The organism is Acerihabitans sp. TG2 (assembly GCF_035013185.1).
Classification (GTDB): Bacteria; Pseudomonadota; Gammaproteobacteria; order Enterobacterales; family Enterobacteriaceae; genus Acerihabitans.
In genome coordinates, this window is sequence record NZ_JAYGJO010000002.1 from 211,755 (window position 1) to 232,571 (window position 20,817).

At 52.0% G+C, this 20,817-nt stretch carries 21 protein-coding genes and 1 riboswitch; of the genes, 10 read left to right on the plus strand and 11 right to left on the minus strand.

Going from position 1 to position 20,817, the window contains the following annotated elements; translation table 11 throughout:
* Positions 1-112: 112 nt before the first annotated feature.
* Together tsaB and SJI19_RS02830 are read right to left on the minus strand one after the other, a co-directional pair.
* Positions 113-814 (minus strand): tRNA (adenosine(37)-N6)-threonylcarbamoyltransferase complex dimerization subunit type 1 TsaB, encoded by a 702-nt coding sequence (tsaB, locus tag SJI19_RS02825; protein ID WP_323476747.1) that lies wholly within the window; start codon positions 812-814, stop codon positions 113-115.
* A 136-nt stretch (positions 815-950) separates the two neighbouring features.
* The gene (locus tag SJI19_RS02830; protein WP_323476748.1) at positions 951-2,852 is read right to left on the minus strand and encodes an ATP-dependent DNA helicase; all 1,902 of its coding nucleotides are present in this window, start codon (positions 2,850-2,852) and stop codon (positions 951-953) included.
* Between the two features lie 171 nt (positions 2,853-3,023).
* Between SJI19_RS02830 and SJI19_RS02835 the strand changes: the two genes are divergently transcribed.
* Positions 3,024-3,368: a RidA family protein gene (locus SJI19_RS02835; protein ID WP_323476827.1), complete on the plus strand. Its 345-nt coding sequence runs from the start codon at positions 3,024-3,026 to the stop codon at positions 3,366-3,368.
* Between the two features lie 56 nt (positions 3,369-3,424).
* Here SJI19_RS02835 and SJI19_RS02840 read toward each other — a convergent pair whose 3' ends face one another.
* A complete protein-coding gene (locus SJI19_RS02840; protein WP_323476749.1) occupies positions 3,425-3,700 on the minus strand; it encodes a YoaH family protein in 276 nt (91 codons plus the stop codon).
* A gap of 173 nt (positions 3,701-3,873) precedes the next feature.
* Between SJI19_RS02840 and pabB the strand changes: the two genes are divergently transcribed.
* The 3 genes from pabB (at position 3,874) to SJI19_RS02855 (ending at position 7,461) form a co-directional block, all read left to right on the plus strand.
* Entirely contained in the window at positions 3,874-5,253 is a 1,380-nt protein-coding gene (gene pabB, locus SJI19_RS02845; RefSeq protein ID WP_323476750.1) for an aminodeoxychorismate synthase component 1, read from the plus strand.
* A gap of 18 nt (positions 5,254-5,271) precedes the next feature.
* Entirely contained in the window at positions 5,272-5,850 is a 579-nt protein-coding gene (locus tag SJI19_RS02850) for a CoA pyrophosphatase (protein WP_323476751.1), read from the plus strand.
* A gap of 246 nt (positions 5,851-6,096) precedes the next feature.
* On the plus strand, positions 6,097-7,461 hold the full coding sequence (locus tag SJI19_RS02855; protein WP_323476752.1) for an L-serine ammonia-lyase: 1,365 nt from the start codon (positions 6,097-6,099) through the stop codon (positions 7,459-7,461).
* Positions 7,462-7,532: 71 nt separating this feature from the next.
* Here the strand turns inward: SJI19_RS02855 and SJI19_RS02860 are convergent, their stop codons facing one another.
* Positions 7,533-9,086, minus strand: a complete 1,554-nt coding sequence (locus SJI19_RS02860; protein ID WP_323476753.1) for a TerC family protein — start codon at positions 9,084-9,086, stop codon at positions 7,533-7,535.
* A 657-nt stretch (positions 9,087-9,743) separates the two neighbouring features.
* On the opposite strand from SJI19_RS02860, the gene manX reads away from it, so the two are divergent.
* The 5 genes from manX (at position 9,744) to mntP (ending at position 13,983) form a co-directional block, all read left to right on the plus strand.
* Positions 9,744-10,712 carry a PTS mannose transporter subunit IIAB gene (manX, locus tag SJI19_RS02865; RefSeq protein WP_323476754.1) on the plus strand — a complete coding sequence of 323 codons (969 nt, stop codon included), beginning with the start codon at positions 9,744-9,746 and terminating at the stop codon, positions 10,710-10,712.
* Positions 10,713-10,805: 93 nt separating this feature from the next.
* The gene (locus tag SJI19_RS02870) at positions 10,806-11,609 is read left to right on the plus strand and encodes a PTS mannose/fructose/sorbose transporter subunit IIC (RefSeq protein ID WP_323476755.1); all 804 of its coding nucleotides are present in this window, start codon (positions 10,806-10,808) and stop codon (positions 11,607-11,609) included.
* Positions 11,610-11,621: 12 nt separating this feature from the next.
* Positions 11,622-12,464, plus strand: coding sequence for a PTS mannose transporter subunit IID (locus SJI19_RS02875; RefSeq protein WP_416347488.1), 843 nt, complete (start codon positions 11,622-11,624; stop codon positions 12,462-12,464).
* An 85-nt stretch (positions 12,465-12,549) separates the two neighbouring features.
* Entirely contained in the window at positions 12,550-13,011 is a 462-nt protein-coding gene (locus SJI19_RS02880; RefSeq protein WP_323476757.1) for a DUF986 family protein, read from the plus strand.
* A gap of 198 nt (positions 13,012-13,209) precedes the next feature.
* A riboswitch (yybP-ykoY riboswitch) is annotated at positions 13,210-13,388 on the plus strand.
* A gap of 13 nt (positions 13,389-13,401) precedes the next feature.
* Positions 13,402-13,983, plus strand: a complete 582-nt coding sequence (mntP, locus tag SJI19_RS02885) for a manganese efflux pump MntP (protein WP_323476828.1) — start codon at positions 13,402-13,404, stop codon at positions 13,981-13,983.
* Here the strand turns inward: mntP and rlmA are convergent.
* Together rlmA and ftsI are read right to left on the minus strand one after the other, a co-directional pair.
* Positions 13,959-14,798 carry a 23S rRNA (guanine(745)-N(1))-methyltransferase gene (rlmA, locus tag SJI19_RS02890; protein WP_323476758.1) on the minus strand — a complete coding sequence of 280 codons (840 nt, stop codon included), beginning with the start codon at positions 14,796-14,798 and terminating at the stop codon, positions 13,959-13,961. The genes mntP and rlmA overlap by 25 nt on opposite strands.
* Before the next feature lie 84 nt (positions 14,799-14,882).
* The gene (ftsI, locus tag SJI19_RS02895) at positions 14,883-16,622 is read right to left on the minus strand and encodes a peptidoglycan glycosyltransferase FtsI (protein ID WP_323476759.1); all 1,740 of its coding nucleotides are present in this window, start codon (positions 16,620-16,622) and stop codon (positions 14,883-14,885) included.
* Between the two features lie 203 nt (positions 16,623-16,825).
* Between ftsI and pgeF the strand changes: the two genes are divergently transcribed.
* Positions 16,826-17,626 (plus strand): peptidoglycan editing factor PgeF, encoded by an 801-nt coding sequence (gene pgeF, locus SJI19_RS02900; RefSeq protein WP_323476760.1) that lies wholly within the window; start codon positions 16,826-16,828, stop codon positions 17,624-17,626.
* Between the two features lie 171 nt (positions 17,627-17,797).
* On the opposite strand, the gene cspE is transcribed toward pgeF, so the two are convergent.
* From cspE to SJI19_RS02925, 5 genes are all read right to left on the minus strand, one after another.
* On the minus strand, positions 17,798-18,007 hold the full coding sequence (gene cspE, locus SJI19_RS02905) for a transcription antiterminator/RNA stability regulator CspE (RefSeq protein WP_005968829.1): 210 nt from the start codon (positions 18,005-18,007) through the stop codon (positions 17,798-17,800).
* Positions 18,008-18,030: 23 nt separating this feature from the next.
* On the minus strand, positions 18,031-18,165 hold the full coding sequence (locus SJI19_RS02910) for a DUF2627 domain-containing protein (protein ID WP_132921323.1): 135 nt from the start codon (positions 18,163-18,165) through the stop codon (positions 18,031-18,033).
* A 769-nt stretch (positions 18,166-18,934) separates the two neighbouring features.
* On the minus strand, positions 18,935-19,924 hold the full coding sequence (locus tag SJI19_RS02915) for an MBL fold metallo-hydrolase (RefSeq protein WP_323476761.1): 990 nt from the start codon (positions 19,922-19,924) through the stop codon (positions 18,935-18,937).
* A 177-nt stretch (positions 19,925-20,101) separates the two neighbouring features.
* Positions 20,102-20,392, minus strand: coding sequence for a YebO family protein (locus SJI19_RS02920; RefSeq protein ID WP_323476762.1), 291 nt, complete (start codon positions 20,390-20,392; stop codon positions 20,102-20,104).
* A gap of 83 nt (positions 20,393-20,475) precedes the next feature.
* Complete coding sequence (locus tag SJI19_RS02925) at positions 20,476-20,652, minus strand: PhoP/PhoQ regulator MgrB (RefSeq protein WP_323476763.1); 177 nt, start codon at positions 20,650-20,652, stop codon at positions 20,476-20,478.
* Positions 20,653-20,817: the final 165 nt, after the last annotated feature.

The following is a 20,817-nucleotide window of genomic DNA, read 5'->3' on the forward strand; positions in this document are numbered from 1 at the left end:
ATAGTTGCCTTTCACGCTGATGCCCGTGGGTCGCAGAAGGATGATAACGACCGTCGCTGCCACACTGCCTTTGACCTTCCGCTGACCTGCCGCAAAAACGGGACGTTGTCGTTTATTCGCGTCCGGGCAATTTTTTCCATGCGACTTCATTGCGTAAATAGGTAGGTACGGTCAGTTCTACCGCCTGTGCTCCGCCGTCCAGCCAGCGGCGCACTGCCAATGGCAGCATATCCGCCGCCGCCGGCAGCGTCGTCTCGCCAGCAACCAGCCCAACGTCGGCGTTTACAACCAGATCGGGATAGGTTTCCCATCCGGTGCCGGCCCGGGCCCATGCGCCGCGTAGTCCGGCGACCTTAGGCGCGAGTTCGGACGGTTTGATCACCTGCTCACTCTCTTCTCCGAGCCAAGTGCCGTCGTTTTGCCGGCAATACTGCGCCCAGTAGACTTCCCCCATACGGGCGTCAATAGCGCATAAGACCCGCGCCGCGCCAGTCCGGCGCCAAGCCCCTTGCGCCAGTGCCGCCAGGGTCGAAATCCCCATCATCGGCAGCCCGGCACCCAATGCCAGGCCCTGGGCAATACCAATGCCGATGCGTACACCGGTGAAACTACCGGGACCGCGACCATAGGCCAACGCATCAAGCTGCTTGAGTTCGATGCCGGCTGCGCTCAGCAGGCTATCGACCATGGGCAGGATACGTTGAGTGTGTTCTCGGGGACAAACGTCGTAACGTTCGCTGATTTCACCATCAATCCAAAGCGCCGCAGAACACGCTTCGGTTGCGGTATCAAGGGCTAAAATTCGCGTAGACATGCCAAACCTCAGGCGGGGAAAAATATCGCCAAAATAGAGGGGCATCATAACACACCCGATCCGGCAAAGGGATATGCCCAGGCAGTGTCCCATGCGTGATCGCCACGCTCACCTGCCAACGTGGCGCGCTAAGGCCTCAGCGTGCCTGCAGGAAATCAATGGCCCGCTGCAACGAACGCGTCCGAGGCGCCGGGGGCAGGCTTTTCAAGAAAATCTGTCCATAAGGCCGCGTGACCAGGCGTTGATCGCAGATAATCAGCACCCCTCGATCATCGCTGTCGCGGATTAACCGGCCAACCCCCTGCTTAAGGGCAATCACCGCTTCGGGGATCTGAACGTCGGCGAAGGGATCGCCCCCACGCAGTTGGCAATCTTCACTGCGTGCTTTTAATAGCGGATCGTCCGGGGAGGTAAAGGGCAACTTGTCGATGATGACGCAGGATAACGCATCACCGCGTACGTCTACTCCTTCCCAAAAACTGTTGGTGGCCACCAAGAGGGCGTTGCCGGCGGTAACAAATTGTTCCAGTAATTGCCGTTTGCTGGTTTCGCCCTGCAGTAGCACCGGAAGCGTTAGCGAGGCGCGGAATTCAGCCGCCAAATCCCGCATCATTTGATGGGATGTACAGAGGAAAAAACAGCGTCCCCGGTTAGCAATGATCACCGGCAGCAGCATGCGCGCCAGTTGCACCGCAATGCCTCGCTGATTAGGTTCAGGTAAAAAACGCGGCACGCAAAGCAGCGCCTGGGTGGCATAATCAAATGGGCTGGGTAACAGCAAGGTTTTCGCGTCCTCCAATCCGATACGCTGGGTGAAATGCTCCAGCCGATCGTTGACGGAAAGTGTCGCCGATGTAAATATCCAGGTGCCTGCTTTTTCGCCCATCACCTCGCGAAACCGTGACGACACGGAGAGTGGTGTCAACGCCAGCACAAAATATCGCGAGTTACATTCGAACCAATAACTGAAGCCGGGCTCCTGAACATTTTTCAGCCGTTTGAGGCGCTCGCGATACAGCGCCGCCCGTTCAAACGCCGCATCCAGTAACGCCGAACGCCCCAACGCCAGTTTAGCCACGTCGTGGCACAACTCCAGGGCATCATCGAGCAAGAGTAAGGCGCGTTGCAATGACGGTTGTGCCAGTACCTCGCGCAGGTTGCCACGAAAACCCGGTTCGCCTAATGCCAAGCGAAAATCCTGGGTACTTTGGGCCAGCCGATCGGCACTTTTTTGCAGTTGCGCCATATCACGCACATCGGTGCGATAGGCCAGCGTCAAGTCCTTGGCCAAATCCATTAACTGACGGCTGGTCAACTGCTGGCCAAAATACTGGCTGGCAATATCCGGTAGCTGATGCGCCTCATCAAAAATCATCACATCACCGGTGGGGATCAATTCCCCGAAGCCACCTTCCTTCACCACCATATCGGCCAGGAACAGGTGGTGGTTCACCACGATCACATCGGCTTCCATGGCATTGCGCCGCGCCTTTACCACAAAACAGTCTTTATACAATGGGCAATCGCCGCCAAGGCAGTTGTCATTGGTGCTGGTCACCAGTGGCCATACCGGGCTGTCTTCGGCGATACCGGTACAGTTCGCGATATCGCCATCCACCGTGCGCGAAGACCAGCCGCGCACGCCCACCAGTTCAACCTGAGTTTCCGGAGCCTGATTGCCACCGGCCAGGGTTTGCTGCTCCAAACGCTCCAGACACAGGTAATTTGAGCGCCCCTTTAACAAGGCTACCTGGCCTCTGTAAGCCAATGCTTCAGCCACTTTGGGCAAATCACGGGCGTAAAGCTGGTCCTGCAACGCTTTGGAACCAGTGGATATAATGACTTTTTGTTTGGATCGCAACGCCGGTACCAAATACGCATAGGTTTTTCCGGTACCGGTGCCGGCCTCCACCACCAGCGGCTGCTTTAAGGAGATGGCCTCGCGGATGGCGTCGGCCATTTGACGCTGAGACTCGCGCGGTTTGAAACCGGTAATGGCCTTGGCCAACGCGCCTTGTGGCGCAAAATCGTCAGTCACTCGTTCTACCCTTGCTACGGTTGCCGTTAATGGATGTCATCTCGAGGATTTTGCTACTCGGCTGGTCGCTTAAAACCCGCCTATGTTATGCTGTTTTTTTTTCAGTAAGGCCTCAGGCGAATTAACATGACCAATGACAGAATGCCCCATGAACGTAGCGGCAAGGATCACATGACCATCGAACGTATCGATGCCGGTGCCAGAATGTCCGAGGCGGTAGTCCATAATCAGACCGTCTATTACACCAGCGTGCCGGAGAACCTCGACGCCGATGCCACTGAACAAACGGCCGATGCGCTCGCCATCATTGATCGGTTATTAAAACGGGTGGGGTCCAATAAAACCCGCCTATTAGATGTCACAGTATTTCTTGCCGATGGCGATGACTTTGCCGCGATGAATGCTGCCTGGAACGCCTGGGTAGTGCCGGGTAACGCCCCGGTACGCTGCACCGTGGAAGCGCGCCTGATGAATCCACGCTATAAAGTCGAAATCAAGATCATCGCAGCAATCTAAATCTGGCCAGGTCGCGTCTCCCGCCGAAAGCCGCTGAGCGCTGGGCGGGATGCCGTCTAGATCGCACCCTCTTCATCGTCATCGTCAAAAACCTCATCATCCTGCCCGGCGGCATCGGGTCGATCACGTTCCTGATCCTCATCCTCATCATCGTCATCGTCATCGTCATCCCAGCGTATCGATACCCGTTCACCCGTATGATTGGCGCGAATTTCGCTGGAAACCAACCGGATGGCCTCACCGCTACTCATTCCCTCAGACATCAGCGCCTGAATGCGCTCAACGGCCTCTTGCTGTTGTTGGTGATTCAACGCAGGCATATCAGTCAGCATGATTTTTCTCCAGTAGGCTTATCGGCGGGTCATTGTCTCACGCCGGCGTGAGACACGCCAATCAATGCGCTTTATGTTAGCCACTGGAGCCGTTATTATTCTTGTCTCCAGGTCCTGCGCGTTTCGCTGGCCGTTCTTTTCATCGTCAATTGTTCTGGATCTTGTGAATTTATATGCAGCAAAGGCAGCCACACCTGAGCGTTTTACCCTATCAACGCGATGCCCTCATGGCGCTATTCGCCCCCTTTGCCTCGCAGCCGTGGTCTGCTCTACTCCATTCGGGGCATGCTGAACACCAGGACAGCCGTTTCGATATCATGGTAGCGGAACCAACGGTCACCTTGCTCACCCAGGGTGCAGATACCCATATCTGCGGCAACGGCATATCGCGCCATAGTCCAGAGGATCCCTTTACCCTGGTGCAACAGCAGCTCGACCGCCTGGGTTGCCATCCCGACGCTCGGGAGGATCTGCCGTTTCTCGGTGGCGCTCTTGGCCTGTTCGGCTACGATTTAGGGCGACGAATTGAAGTGTTGCCCAACCATGCCCATGCGGATCTGGCACTGGCCGACATGGCCATAGGCATCTACACGTGGGCGGTTATCGCCGACCACCGGCTTAAACGACTGACGTTGGTGAGCTATAGCGATCCGGCACCGTTGCTCAAAAGGTTAATGGCCGTTGGACCTATTACCCAATGCCCGCCATTTCACTTAACTCGCCCCTGGCAAGCGAATATGACCCGCAGCGAATACGGAGAGAAATTCCGCCGCATCCAGCAGCATTTGCAAGCCGGCGATTGTTACCAAATTTGCCTGGCCCAGCGGTTTAGCACCACCTACTCGGGGGATGAATGGCAAGCATTCCTTTGCCTGCTGGCAGACAACGGCGCCCCGTTTTCCGCGTTTATGCGCTTGTCTGAGCAGACAGTGTTAAGTTTGTCGCCGGAGCGATTCCTGCGTATTTGCCAGCGAGAGATTCAAACCCGCCCCATCAAAGGTACGTTGCCGCGGCTGGCCGATCCGGCAGCAGATCGCCTGCAGGCGCAAAAGTTGGCGGATTCGGAAAAAGATCGAGCGGAAAATCTGATGATTGTGGATTTATTGCGTAATGATATCGGCCGTCTTGCGGTACCGGGCAGTGTACAGGTTCCCGAATTATTCAAAATCGAAAAATTCCCGGCGGTGTACCATATGGTAAGCACCATTACCGCCCGGTTGCCCGACAACCGCTCTTCGTGTGAGCTGTTGCGCGCCTGCTTTCCCGGCGGTTCCATTACCGGCGCGCCAAAGGTAAAAGCCATGACACTCATCGACCAACTTGAACCCCAGCGCCGTAATGCCTGGTGTGGAAGCATCGGTTACCTTAGCCTGTGTGGCACCGTCGATAGCAATATTGCCATCCGCACACTGCTGACCGAGCGGGGGTATATTCACTGCTGGGCCGGCGGCGGTATCGTGGCCGATAGCGAGGAGCAAGCGGAATACCAGGAAACCCTGGATAAAGTGGCCAAAATTCTGCCGCTGTTGGCTGAGTTAAACACCGATGAATAATGTCGCTGGATCGCACCCATGAAAAATAAAAATAATACCCTGGCGTTAGCTGAGTTTATCGCCCGTTTTCAATTGCAGCCACCGGGTAATTATCCGCCATCGCGCAATCTACGCCAGGCGGCGGTGCTGATCCCGATTATTTGTCATCAGACCCCCACCGTACTGCTCACTCGGCGCGCCAGCTCGCTGCGCAAACACGCCGGTCAGGTGGCGTTTCCCGGCGGTTCTGCGGACCCAGGGGATGACTCACTGATTGCCACCGCCTTACGCGAGGCACAAGAAGAGGTATCGATTCCCAGCAATGCGGTGAGGATTTTAGGCCAACTGCCACCGGTGGACAGCAACAGTGGTTTTCAGGTCACGCCCATTATCGGGCTGCTGGACAGCGGAACATCCTTTCACGCTAGCCGCGATGAAGTTTCAGAAATTTTTGAAATTCCATTGCATCAGGCACTGACCCTAGCCAGTTATACCCCGTTGCAAATACAGCGGAATGCCAAAACCCTGCGGGTCTATTTCTCATGGTATCAAAGCCATATGGTGTGGGGTATGACCGCCCAGATCCTGTATCGATTAGGTGAACAGATTCATCATTAAAATCATGACCTATACTTTTATTATCACACAGCAATAAAGTCCTTTCAAAAAATCAAATTGTCGTTAGAATATTCCGCCAATAAGAAAAAAACAGAATATAATATACATACATAATATATATTGGTGTTTTATAAACCTGATTTATTTATTTCATGCAGCGTGCACACGCTCAGCTTGGGGCAGGTTATTACACTTAACGGCATTACCATCAGGTATGCATCATTTATACGTTTTAGGAGAGTTACCGTGCTTAGCGTTTTCGAGATGTTTAAAATCGGCATCGGCCCGTCTAGTTCCCATACCGTTGGGCCCATGAAAGCCGGTAAACAATTCGCGGATGATCTCGTGGAACGACAACTGCTTGACCGTGTTACCCGTGTCGTCGTTGATGTGTACGGCTCATTATCGCTGACCGGCAAGGGACATCATACCGACATTGCCATTATCCTGGGTCTGGCGGGTAATCGTCCCGACACAGTGGACATCAATGCGATCCCGGCATTTATTCGTGATGTTGAACAGCGCGAGCGACTGATGCTAGCCGGTGGCCCCCATGAGGTTGACTTCCCGCGAGAAGGCGGCATGGTGTTCCATAGCGATTACCTGTCTTTACATGAAAATGCCATGCGCATCCATGCCTTCGCCGCAGATCAGCGACTCTACAGCCAGACCTATTACTCTGTGGGCGGCGGTTTTATCGTGGATGAAGCGCATTTCGGTCAGCCGGTAATAAACCGAGTTAACGTACCGCATCCTTTTGCCAGCGCCCAACAACTGCTCGATCATTGCAAAGAAACCGGCCTCTCACTGTCCGGGCTGGTACTGCTTAATGAGCTGGCATTGCACGGACGTGACGAGATTGACAGCTACTTTGCTGATATCTGGCAGACCATGCGCGCCTGTATCGACCGCGGTCTGAATACCGAAGGCGTGCTGCCAGGCCCGCTGCGGGTACCGCGCCGCGCCGCTGCACTGCGGCGTATGTTGGTCTCGTCAGACAAAAACAATACTGATCCCATGATCGTGATCGATTGGGTCAATATGTTTGCATTGGCGGTGAATGAAGAGAACGCCGCTGGTGGGCGGGTCGTCACCGCCCCAACCAACGGCGCCTGCGGCATTGTGCCGGCGGTGCTGGCCTATTATGATCATTTTATCGAACCGGTCACCCCCGCCATTTATCTGCAGTACTTCCTGGCCTGCGGCGCTATAGGTATTCTATACAAACTTAACGCCTCAATTTCCGGGGCCGAGGTCGGCTGCCAAGGCGAAGTGGGCGTGGCCTGCTCCATGGCAGCCGCCGGACTGACCGAACTGATGGGCGGCAGCCCCGAGCAGGTCTGCGTGGCGGCGGAAATCGGCATGGAGCACAATTTGGGGCTGACCTGCGACCCGGTGGCAGGCCAAGTGCAGGTGCCGTGTATTGAACGCAACGCCATAGCCTCGGTCAAGGCCATCAATTCCTCGCGCATGGCGCTGCGACGCACCAGCGCTCCGCGGGTGTCGCTGGATAAGGTGATTGAAACCATGTACGAGACCGGTAAGGACATGAATGCCAAATACCGCGAAACTTCACGCGGTGGTTTGGCTATTAAGGTGCAGTGCGATTGAGTTGATGGTCATCCGGTGCAGGTTTTGTTGTGGGGCAATGAGTACCTTCTGATTCACCAGATCGGTGAGTCTTACTCGTCTGCCTCACTTTCCACTGGGCTAATCCGCTCAATTCGCACCAGCTCAATGCGGTATTCATGCATCTGCAAGATGGTAAAACGCCACGGTTCCAGTTCAATCACTTCCCCTACCACCGGCAACGTATCCCGTTCAGCCAATAGCATGCCGGCCAGTGACGCCGCATTGGTATGATGTTGAATCAGTTCATAGCTGTCTAGCGCCTGCTGCAGCGCATGTAAATCCGTCCCCCCTTTGGCCAACCAGCCGTCCGGTTCGACCACAATATCGGGGGTTTCATCTTCATCGGGAAATTCTCCAGCGATGGCTTCCAACACGTCAAGCGGTGTGACCAACCCCTGGATGACGCCAAACTCATTAGACACCACCACCAGGCTGCCGCGCGCGCGCCGCAAAACACTTAACACGTTGAGCACATCCAGCGTCTCCGGTACCACAATAGCCGGATTTTTCTCCGCATAGGCCCGAACATCATCCCCCTGATCCAGCACAACCATCAAATCCTTGGCGCGGACAATACCGATCAGTTGATCCAGCTCACCGTCGCAAACCGGAAACATGCTGTGCGGCGTAGTGAGTAGCGCAGCACGCAGATCTGCCCGTTGCTCCCGGCAATCGACCCAGGAGATTTCATTACGTGGCGTCATCACACTGCGCAAAGAGCGTGATGCCAAAGACAACACGCCAGTGATCATATAACGTTCTTCATCCGCAAACTCTTGTTCCTTAGGAATGTCGGTTGAAGCCGGTTCGCCCTGCTGCCGAGATTTTGCGCCGCCCATTAGTCGCATAATGGCCTCGGCGGTACGTTGCCTAATCGGGCCACGTGACTGGTTTTTCAAAAAATTGCGCCGCGCAATCTGGTTAAAAAATTCGATGATCACCGAGAAGCCGATGGCCGCGTACAGATACCCTTTGGGAATGTGGAAGCCAAAACCTTCAGCTATCAAACTCAAACCAATCATCAGCAAAAAGCTGAGGCACAGCACGACCACGGTGGGATGCGCATTCACAAAGCGGGTCAATGCCTTGGACGCCAGCAGCATGATGCCCATGGCAATCACGACTGCGGTCATCATTACCGCCAGGTTGTTGACCATCCCCACGGCGGTAATGACGGCATCCAAGGAGAACACCGCATCCAGAATAACAATCTGGACCACGACGACCCAGAAACTGGCGTAGGCGCGTTCGGCGTTATTATGTATGTCACGATTTTCCAGACGCTCATGCAGTTCCGTGGTGGCCTTGAACAGCAAAAACAAGCCGCCCAACAACAGAATCAGGTCGCGGCCGGAAAAGCTAAAATCCCCAAGCGTGACCAGCGGTTTGGTCAGCGTCACCATCCATGAGATCAACGACAGCAGCCCCAAGCGCATCAGCAGCGCCAGCGCCAAGCCAATAACCCGTGCCTTGTCGCGCTGTCTGGGTGGCACTTTCTCCGCCAGAATGGCGATAAACACCAGATTATCGATGCCCAAGACGATTTCCAGCAAGACCAGGGTCAGCAGGCCCACCCACAAGGTCGGGTCCATTAAGAATTCCATTCAATGCTCCAGGGTAATAACCATGCAAAACAGATCTGATGACCCACGATCGCCTGCCCATCACCTGCGCGGCGATACCTCGCAAATGATGCGTGAAAATCCCACACTGGGCCGAGAAGACAAAAAAAAGTGAGGCTCGCGGGTTTACGCATCACAAAGGCCGTTGTTCGGCCAAACAGGCCCACATTGAGGTATCGCAGGGAAACGGCGAAAAACGCCGAGGGGATCGGGATCAATAACGTTAACAAATAAAAATCGGGGATGTTGTTTTTTCGGTGACAGTCCATACGGGGGGCTGCGGCCCTTCACTCCTGTTTCATCAACACTGCTCACTCTAACAGGTAAATATTGCGACGCATAAATTTTTTTGCCTACAAGGTGCAATAAGAGTCATCTACAATGGTTTGTGTGCTAATTGAGTTCTTCATACGCAAATAGCTGAGCGTCGTCACAATTTTTATTTTTTTACACACTAAAATAAATCGCGTTTAACCGTATTTGAATCGTTTAGTTTGCATGAATCGATTCAACTAACAACGCGGACATCAAACAGGGTGGCGAATTTTACCCTGGCTAAGCGAGCTTTCTTCCCACTTAAGACATTCAAATGTCAGGGTGTTTGACCGCTTAACCCATTTGTTAACATAGGAGGTATCAGTGAGTATTGCTATCATAATTGGCACTCACGGGTCAGCGGCGGAGCAATTGCTTAAAACCGCGGAAATGATATTAGGCGACCAGAAAAATGTCGCTTGGATTGATTTTATACCCGGTGAAAATGCTGAGACACTGATTGAAAAGTATACTGCACGCCTAGCGGAACTTGATACCAAGGAAGGTGTGTTATTTCTGGTGGACACCTGGGGAGGCAGTCCATTCAACGCTGCCAGTCGCATTGCAGTAGATAAAGATCATTATGAAGTCGTTACCGGCGTTAATATCCCCATGCTGGCAGAGACCTTTATGGCCCGCGATGACAATCCGGGGTTTGCTGAATTGGTCAGCATTGCAGTAGAAACCGGACGTGCCGGCGTTAAGGCGTTAAAAGCGCCAGAAGCACCGGAAGAAACAACCGCCAAAGCGGCACCGGTGGTCGCAAAAGCGCCTGCCGCCGCCCATCCAAATGCGGGTGAACACATGACCATCGGTCTGGCACGGATTGATGATCGTCTGATCCATGGCCAAGTCGCCACCCGCTGGACCAAAGAAACCAACGTTAAACGCATTATCGTGGTCAGTGACGAAGTCGCCGCCGATACCGTGCGCAAAACCTTGTTGACCCAGGTCGCACCTCCGGGCGTTACCGCTCACGTGGTTGATGTCGCCAAGGCCATCCGCGTTTACGACAACCCGGCGTACGCTAAAGATCGCGTGATGTTTTTATTTACCAACCCGACCGATGTCGAACGTGTTGTGGCAGGCGGAGTAAAAATTACCACGGTGAATATTGGTGGTATGGCATTTCGCCAAGGTAAAACCCAGGTGAACAATGCAGTGTCAGTAGATGAAAATGATATTGCCGCGTTTCATAAATTAAATGACAGGGGAATCGAACTTGAAGTCCGCAAGGTTTCTTCAGACACGCCACTAAAAATGATGGATTTAATTAATAAACTTGGCAAGTAACGTTGCCGATCAGAACTTACACACTCAAGAGCGCTTAAATTTACGTAACATATTGATTTACCGCTTTCTTACGTTTGTCATAGGAGAAGTACAATGGAGATCACCACGCTTCAAATTGTGCTGATTTTTTTAGTGGCCTGTATTGCAGGCATGGGTTCTATCCTCGATGAGTTTCAGTTCCACCGTCCGCTGGTCGCCTGTACATTAATCGGCATAGTTTTGGGCGATATGAAAACCGGTATCATCATCGGCGGTACGTTGGAGATGATTGCACTGGGCTGGATGAACATCGGCGCTGCCGTGGCACCCGATGCCGCCTTGGCCTCGATTATTTCAACCATTCTGGTTATTGCCGGTAATCAAAGTGTGGGTGCCGGTATTGCCCTGGCCATACCGCTGGCCGCCGCAGGACAGGTACTGACCATTATCGTGCGTACCATTACCGTTGCTTTCCAGCACGCCGCGGATAAAGCCGCAGAAAACGGCAACCTCAGCGCCATCAGCTGGATACACGTGAGTGCGTTGTTATTGCAGGCCATGCGTATTGCGATTCCGGCCGTGATCGTCGCGGTTTCCGTCGGGACCGACGCCGTCCATTCGCTGCTGAGTTCCATTCCGGAAGTGGTGACCAACGGTCTGAATATCGCCGGTGGTATGATCGTGGTAGTGGGTTATGCGATGGTCATCAACATGATGCGCGCTGGCTACCTGATGCCATTCTTCTACCTGGGTTTTGTTACCGCGGCCTTCACCAATTTCAACCTGGTTTCCTTGGGTGTGATTGGTGTGGTCATGGCAGTCCTTTATATCCAGTTAAGCCCGAAATACAATCGCACCTCGGGTGGTAATGGCGGCCCGTCCCAGGGCACTAACGATCTTGATAATGAACTTGATTAAAAGGTGAGAGAAATGGTCGAAACTACTGGTCAAAAGAAACTGACTCCCGGCGACGTGCGCGCGGTCTTTATTCGCTCGAACCTTTTTCAGGGATCATGGAACTTTGAACGTATGCAGGCGTTAGGTTTTTGTTTCTCCATGGTGCCGGTGATCCGTCGCCTGTACCCTGAGAACAACGAAGATCGCAAACAGGCGATTAGACGTCACCTGGAATTTTTTAATACCCATCCTTATGTGGCCGCTCCGGTATTAGGTGTGACCATGGCGCTGGAAGAACAACGCGCCAACGGTGCTCCCATCGACGATGCGGCCATCAACGGCCTTAAAGTCGGGTTGATGGGGCCGTTAGCCGGTGTCGGCGACCCGATATTCTGGGGTACCGTAAGACCGGTATTTGCCGCATTGGGCGCCGGTATTGCCATGAGCGGCAGCTTGCTGGGTCCGCTGTTATTCTTTATTCTGTTCAATGCCGTGCGTTTGGCCACCCGTTATTATGGCGTGGCTTATGGTTATCGCAAAGGTGCCGATATCGTTAGCGATATGGGTGGTGGTTTGCTACAGAAACTGACGGAGGGTGCCTCCATTCTGGGGCTGTTTGTCATGGGGGCGCTGGTCAATAAGTGGACCCATGTCAATATTCCCATGGTGGTATCACGCATCACTGGACCTGATGGTCAGACTACCGTCACCACGGTACAATCTATCCTCAACCAGTTGATGCCAGGCCTGGTACCGCTGCTGCTGACCTTCGGGTGTATGTGGCTGTTGCGTCGCAAGGTCAATGCGCTGTGGATTATCGTCGGCTTCTTTGCTCTGGGTATCTTCGGTTATTGGATCGGGCTGCTGGGCCTATAACATAGCCAATAGATGTCGAATTACATGGTTGAACCCACCGGGGTAAATACCCCGGTTTTTTTATGTTTATTTTTCAGGAGGAAGCATGTCCCTCACCGATATGGTTTTGGTGATAATTATCGCTTTGGCTTTGGCATTTGCACTCTACGATGAGTTTATCGTCGACTGGGCACTTAAGGGCAAGACCCAGCTAAAAATCGGGTTACGCCGGTTAAGTCGGGTCGACGGCATGATTTTTATTGGCCTGGTGATGATTCTGGTGTATCAGAATATTATTAATAACGGCACTGTCTTTACGACAACATTATTATTAATTCTCATTGTCATGGCAATCTATCTGGCCTATATCAGACAACCCAAATTAATCTTCAAATCGGAAGGTTTTTTTTATGCCAATATGTTTATTAAATATAACCGTATCAAGAATATGAATTTATCCGAAGACGGTTATCTGGTGATTGACCTCGAAACACGACGCTTGTTGATTCAAGTGCGAAAATTAGACGACTTAGAGACAATTTATAAGTTTTTCTTAGAAAATCATTAACATAAATACAATTCTTACTGATAAGGTATTAGTATGGTCGCCGCGTATATGGATACATTTTCTACAATCTTAGCTGCTTTTTTTGCCTATTTTTAATATAGCATTGGCTATATTATTTTATTGATAATAGATATCATTTGCATTTAAAAGACCATTATTATTTTATTGTTGTTTTGGGCGGAAATATTATGGTAAGGTTGCCTTGTCATTGGGGAGTAGCCGATTTCCGTTGTTGTTAAGCGGAAATGTCCGTATCAACATACTCGTTGTTAGTTTAAAACGTGGTGCGGACGACCAGGAAGGTAGGCGAGACTATAGACACGAATAACCATCGTTAGGTTGGGAGATGGGGAAGCGTGGATACTGGCCCCAGCCGAGACAAAAAGTATGATGAACCTTTCTTCAACGTTAATTCTGGCATTTGGCATGTCCATGGATGCGTTTGCTGCGTCTATTGGCAAAGGCGCCACCCTGCATAAACCACCGCTACGCGAAGCACTGCGTACCGGACTCATCTTTGGCGTTATCGAAGCCTGTACCCCGTTAATCGGCTGGTCACTTGGCCTGATTGCCAGCCGCTACGTTATGGCGTGGGACCACTGGATCGCCTTTACGTTGCTCGGCTGCCTGGGCGTAAGAATGATTGTGACCGGTTGCAAACACCCCACCAGCGAATTGCCGCTCATCGGCCATCATAGCCTGCGGGTTCTGGTCACCACCGCCATCGCGACCAGCCTGGATGCTATGGCGATTGGCGTGGGACTGGCATTCCTGGAAGTGAACATCGTGCATACCGCGATGATTATCGGTATGGCGACCATGCTAATGGCCACCTTGGGGATGTTACTCGGCCGGTTTATTGGCCCCCTGCTCGGTAAAAAGGCCGAAATTATCGGTGGGGTTGTCCTTATCGGTATCGGCTGCAATATTCTTTATACCCATCTCGGTCAGGCCGCAATAATCGGATCATAAGATTCGCTATCCCGGCGCCAAGCCCGAATAATAAAATCTGTTTCGCAGGTAAAGTGGGACAATCCGCTGAGTCGCGCCATAACGTCGATGGAGGCGCGCCAGGCAAACGGTGTCATTTGCAGCAGGGCGGCAGCGGCGGCGCCTGACAAATCCATCTCATAGGACAAACTCTCCGATAGCACCGGGGTGAAACCGGGAAACTGCTCATCTTTTAGCGCATGGAGCAGCACCTGTGGGTAGATTTGTGCTTTTAGCTGGAAAAGATGCCGTGGCCCCGGTGCTACCGTCACCACCACCCCACCAGGCTTAACGGTGCGTAACATTTCGGCCGGGTTGCAAGGGGCGTAAATGCGTAGGATACCGTCCAGTGCGTGGTCATTAAACGGCAGGCGCTGGCTGGATGCAACACAGAAGCGGACCTGTGGATACCGCCTCGCCGCTGCCCGTATTGCGTTCTTGGCGATGTCCAGGCCGTATACCTGCCCCTGAGAAACGAGTTCAGCCAATGCTGCGGTGTAATAACCTTCCCCGCAACCGATATCCAACCAGTTACCGGTCGGCTGCGGCTGTAACGCCAAGATGGCGCCAACCACCCGCTCGCGTAGCGGCTGATAATGCCCAGCGTCGAGAAATGCTCTACGGGAATGCATCATGTCCTGATTATCGCCGGGTATTTTACTGCGTTTGAATTGCACCGGCAGTAAATTGACATAGCCTTCGCGGGCACAGTCAAAACGGTGCAGCCCCTCGCAGGACCAGACATTATCTGAGCGTACGAGTGGTAAGTGGCAAAGAGGGCATTGGTAACAGGGCATAACCGGATCCGGGCTAAAAACAATGTGGCGCCTATCTTAGCGCAAAACCCCGGTCTGCGGCAGTCTGCTTTATCCTGAACGCCGTCAGGAAGCGGGCCCATTCAGTCGGTTGATGCGAACCAGATGGTCGCCCTGGTCAGGCAAGGCATCCGGCTCAACGTTCATGATGCGCAGTACCTCCGACATAATGGTGCTAAATACCGGTGCCGATACCGCACCGCCATAATATTTACCCCCCTGGGGGTTATTTATCACCACCACCAAGGCAAATCGCGGACGACTGGCGGGCGCAATACCGGCGGTATACGCAATATACTTATCAATGTACTGGCCATTAGGGCCGATTTTTTTGGCGGTACCGGTTTTTACTGCCACGCGGTAACCACGGACTGCCGCCTTTATTCCGCCACCGCCTGGTAACGCGACGCTCTCCATCATATGCTTGACTTCATGCACTAACGCTTGGTCCATCACGCGCTGTCCCGGTACCGGCGGATCGATACGGGTTATGGACAAAGGTCGATAAATCCCGTCGGTAGCGATGGTGGCATAGACCCTGGCCAGCTGCAACGGCGTCACCATGAGACCGTAACCAAATGCAAAGGTAGCTCGATCCAGTTCGCTCCAGCGCTTTCGATGCGGCATTAGCCCGGAACTCTCCCCGGTCAAACCCAAGTCGGTGGGTTTACCCAGTCCAAATCCCTCATAGGTTTTTAACAACGCGGTGATCGGCATTGCCAAGGACAAACGTGATACGCCAACATCGCTGGATTTTTGCAATACGCCCGTCAAGGTTAATTGCGGATAATAGGCCACATCGCGGATCAAATGGCCGCTGAGTGTATAAGGGCGTGTATCAAGTAGGCTATTGGGTGTCACGATCCCCTGTTTTAATGCCGTCATCACCACCATCGGTTTGACCGTCGAGCCTGGTTCAAAAATATCGCTGATGGCGCGATTGCGAAAATCTTCCTCGGTGGCGCCGGTGCGATTATTGGGATTGAAGGTGGGATAATTCGCCATGGCCAGGATTTCGCCGGTATTGACGTCCAGCAACACCGCGGCGCCAGAATCGGCTTTATTAAAGACGACCGCATTGCTCAGTGCCTCTTCGGTTTCACGTTGCAGCCGCAGATCGATACTTAACGCGAGATTATGCGCCGGCGAACTGTCGGTGGATGACAACATCTCAACCACCCGGCCAAACCGGTCTTTCCTGACAACCCGTTCGCCAGCGACACCGGTTAACAGGCGATTAAAACTTTTCTCTACCCCTTCGATACCTTGATCGTCAATATTGGTAAAACCCACCAAATTGGCGGTCGTCTCCCCTGCTGGGTAAAAACGCCTCGATTCCTGTTTACAATAAATGCCGGGCAGCTTGAGTTGCTTGATATAATCCGCCACATTAGGTTCGATTTGCCGTGCCAGATAGATAAACCGCATATGCGGGTCTTGGTTTATCCGTTTGGATAACTCATCAAGCGGTATGTTCACCGTTTGCGCCAACGCCTGCCAACGAGACGAAATAACCACCCCGCCTTTTTGCGCGACTTCATAAGGATCGGCCCAAATAGCGTCCACCGGCACGCTGACCGCCAACGGTTGACCATTACGATCGGTGATCATACCCCGTGGAATCGGTGTTTGTTCAACCCGCAGCGAACGCATGTTTTGCTGCGCCACCAGGTTATCGGGTTTGATCACCTGCAGCCAGCCAATGCGAATGAGTAGAACCACCAAAATTAAAGAAATACCCACGCACATCAAACCGAAACGCCATTGGATAAAGTTTTGCTTTCCCTTATCAGAACTTTTTTTCACGCCATCCTCTTGTTGCCAATGCTGATTGCTGGCATTAAACCTGATCCCATCCGCGATAAGGGATAAAACAGTGCTACAAGGTCTATTATTTTGCAACAAAGCGCGAATTTATTCCCACTGAGACACTTTTGATCTTTTGTTCTGGTGCAAGCGCGCTAAACTGGTTTTTTAAAACATGCTTGCCCCACTTCCACCAGGCGGATATGACAGCGCACTCTTCTCTTATTGACAGCATCCCCGGAGTCTTGCATGCCTTTGGCGATAAAACCGCGCTGCTACCGGCAGCGTTGCAGCCTTGGCAACATAGCTTACCGATAAAAAAACAGGTTCATGGCACCCATGTCCACCAGGTGACACAGCCGGGCGAACACTGCGGTGACGCCGATGGATTGATGACATCGACGCCAGGTCTGCTGTTGACGGTGCTGACCGCCGACTGCCTTCCGCTGTTATTTTGCCGCCGTGATGGCAAACGCATCGCCGTGCTGCACGCTGGCTGGCGCGGACTGCTGGCCGGCATTATCGAAAGGTTTGCCGATGTGCTGGCGCAGGATGATGATGTCGGTCAGTGGGTCGTGGTCATCGGGCCGGCAGCCGGTCCGTGCTGTTATGAAGTCGATGAAAAACTGGTGTCCGAATTTTTAACGGTATTACCCATTCCAGCCAAACTGGTCAATCCGACCTATCGACACTTGGATCTGCCTGGGATTGCTCGCTATAAACTCGAGCATTTGGGGTTTAGGGCAGTGGATGATATTGGTCATTGCACTATTTGTTCTATCAGTTCTATCAGTTCTATCAGTTCTATCAGTCCTGTCAGTCCTGTCAGTCCTGTCAGTACTACTTGCACGACCAGCACCAGCAAGAATACAGACAATACGCGGCAGGAGCCCAGTTTTCGGTACACCAGTTTTCGTCGCAACAGCCATAGACGCGCCGTTGACCCACGTTATCCCACTATCAGCGGGCGGAATCAACACTCAGGGTTACTTATCTTACCATAGGGTTCAGGGCGATAAAAAAACATTGAGTGTGCGTAGCAGTAGTGTGCGCAGCAGTCAGTGTTTAGGAATCATGACAATGTGGGGAATTGAACACCCTGCCAGTTCTGGACTGGCAGGGGAAGACATGTTATCCATCAGTCAACAGACTGAGTGTTACTGACGTAACGTGGATTACAGAGCAGTTACGTTAACTGCTGAAGGGCCTTTCTGGCCATCCTGGATTTCGAATTCTACATTCTGGCCTTCGGCCAGAGTTTTGAAGCCGTTACCCTGAATAGCGGAGAAGTGAACAAACACATCTTTGCTACCATCGGCCGGAGTGATAAAACCAAAACCTTTAGACTCGTTGAACCACTTCACTTGACCTTTGATCTTTGCCATCTTGCATATTTCCTTTGGAGTGTTTAAATCGCCCTAAGGCGAGACAGAGACAAACTGGAGTCGTTACTGCTTGAGGCACTAAGATTAGGATCGGCAGAGAAGCGGTATGCAACGATATCGTCTTTACGCAAAACTTCTTTACTGAAAATGCCATTCATATACAGAACTGTACCTCGTTTTACTCAATTGCGTTATCACATACTCTGTTATCAATGGCAAGCCATTTTTAACCAGGGCCGGATATGTCGCACATAATTAAATCGTTCAGTTACATTCAAGAGGCGACACTATCTACTACCCGCTGAAAGTTTCACCTGGCGGATTATAGCGTTAACCACTGTCATGATTTCTGTACCATTTATCGATAACCTTAGCGCAAACACATGCTAACGTCCAATGCAATATTCGAGAATATTTATTCATTTACTTATAAAAGAAAACAAGAGGTTTAGCTCACATTTTGTTAGTTTTTCTTATACCCTATTCGACTATCCTGGTAATAAAGTAGACGTGATGGTAACCGTCACGTCACTCAAGTGGCGCCATCGTACGCCGAGACAGGGCACTGGAACAAAAACACACCGTCACCGCCGAAAAAAGCGCCATTCCTGGGCCTGGGGGGACATTTGCGCCACATCCCCTGGCAGATAATGGCGTTATGCGCTATTTGTGCTCACCATTATTGTGCAGATTATCTTTTCATCAGATAAAATACCTATCCCGGTTGCTGGTTAGCATGGGTATATGCGTTATTTGTTGCCTAACCTCGGGGATTAAAACTGTATGGCCAAATTCTGAAAATAGCTTATTATTAATTGAAATATTCAAGCTCACCATGAGCCCAATATAGCTTAAACAAATATTGTCATTTCATACCCAATAGATTTTGAGTTGCACAGTAGGGCGGCAGCGTATGTCGTCAACACATCACGATAGGGTCATTTTTCCGCCAATTTTCATTGGATGGAAACGGTGCTCAACGATCCCGGCGGCGGATAACGCGCGCTGCAGTTCCAATGGGGGTTCGTCTAGAGCCTCATCAGCCAGTTCGAATACCCCCCAGTGAATAGGGATGACCTGCGGGCAGTTTAGCTGCTGGTAGAGTTGTACCGCGCCAGCGGGGCTCATATGGCTCGCGCCCATGAACCATTCTGGTGCATAAGCACCAATGGGCAACGCCGCAACGTCGAAAGGCCCGAGCCGTTTGCCTATTTCCGCTAATCCGGCGGAATAACCGCTATCACCAACGAAATAAAAACGCCACGTTTTGGTTTCTACCACCCAACCACACCACAAGCTGCGATTTCGATCCCCATATGAACGCATGCTCCAGTGGCGCGCTGGGACGCAATGGACGCGAATGCCACGCAAATCAAGGCTATCCCACCAATCACACTCGGTCACATGTCTGACTCCGCGTTTTTTCAGCCAATGCCCCATACCCAACGGCGCGATAACCGGCAGGGCCGGGAACCGCTTGAGCAAACACGTCAACGTGCCCTTATCTAAATGATCATAATGATTGTGGGAATAAATAACCCCTGAGATGAGCGGCAGGTCGGCAATCGACACCGGTGGAGGTGTTTTGCGCTTCGGGCCAAAAAAAGACAACGGTGAGGCTCTGGGACCTAACGCCGGGTCGATTAAGATATAACGTCCGGCGATCCGGATCAGCAGACAAGCATGGCCCAACCACCAAATAGTGTCGCCAGTACCGCTGAAATCAACCGGTTCACACCAGCGCTCGATAAAAGCCGGATAACCGGCTTGGGGTGGTTTGGGCAGCCCTAATCGTTTACGTTCATCCTGCCATTTTTTATAATCGCCGACGCCACGCTCACCAGATTCAACATTGCGAAATCCTTCTGGCGTGTGGTGAGGTTTCGACGCATCGTACCAGGGATTTTTTTTGGTCATCGGCTATCCTCTGCTGCCGTTGGGGGTGTCACCACGCCAAAACACAGCGTTACTATTCCTATAACTACACCAAGAACCCGGCAATATGCCAAGGAGTGCACCAAAAAATACGCAGGGTTGATTATGTGATGGCTGCCACCGCCGCGCTTGGCGGGATGGCGTATTATGAGGGAAGAATCAGCGCTCGGCGATAAAATCTTTAAACATGACAGGCTCGCTATCAGTTGTGACAGTCACGTTTTGGTCAGTATCTACGCTCGGTCCTTGTACTTGTACTTGCCCCAGTCGCTGCAGAAGTTCGGTTTGCATTTTTTGCTGCTCCAGCAATTCGTTAAGCAGCACAATTTGTTCGTTTGCCCTTACGCTTGCCCGGTTTAAAAAATACCAGATCGCCAAGAATATAATGACGGCGATAAAGCAAAGCGCCAGTGAGGCGACATTCAATGTATCCAATCCAAAATCGTTCATAAAGTGACCTTGCCACTGATAAAACTAGCCGATATCTTATCACTCTAGGGCTGGATTTGTCCTGCGCAACGGGAAAATGGCCTTTACCAAGGCATCCACTGGGTGACAAAACATACACCAATGAAAAAATCACCGCCCTGATCGCAAAAACTGTTCAGTGCCGACAGCCAGAGTATCAGACAAAGCACTAAGATGACGAAAATCGATATCGTAGTATTTCTCTTCAAAACTCTTGCTCCGTTGCGCGCCTCAAACACCATTCTAGTCAGCCCAACTTAAACAAAAGATAACCAAAGGTGCTTAATTATCAGAATAATAATTCAAAAGTAGAACATATTTTATGACATGATGAGACCGTAATTATTATAATCGCTTTCAACCGGGACCAAGAACCCGTTGGCACGCCGCGAGAGCAACGGCCAACG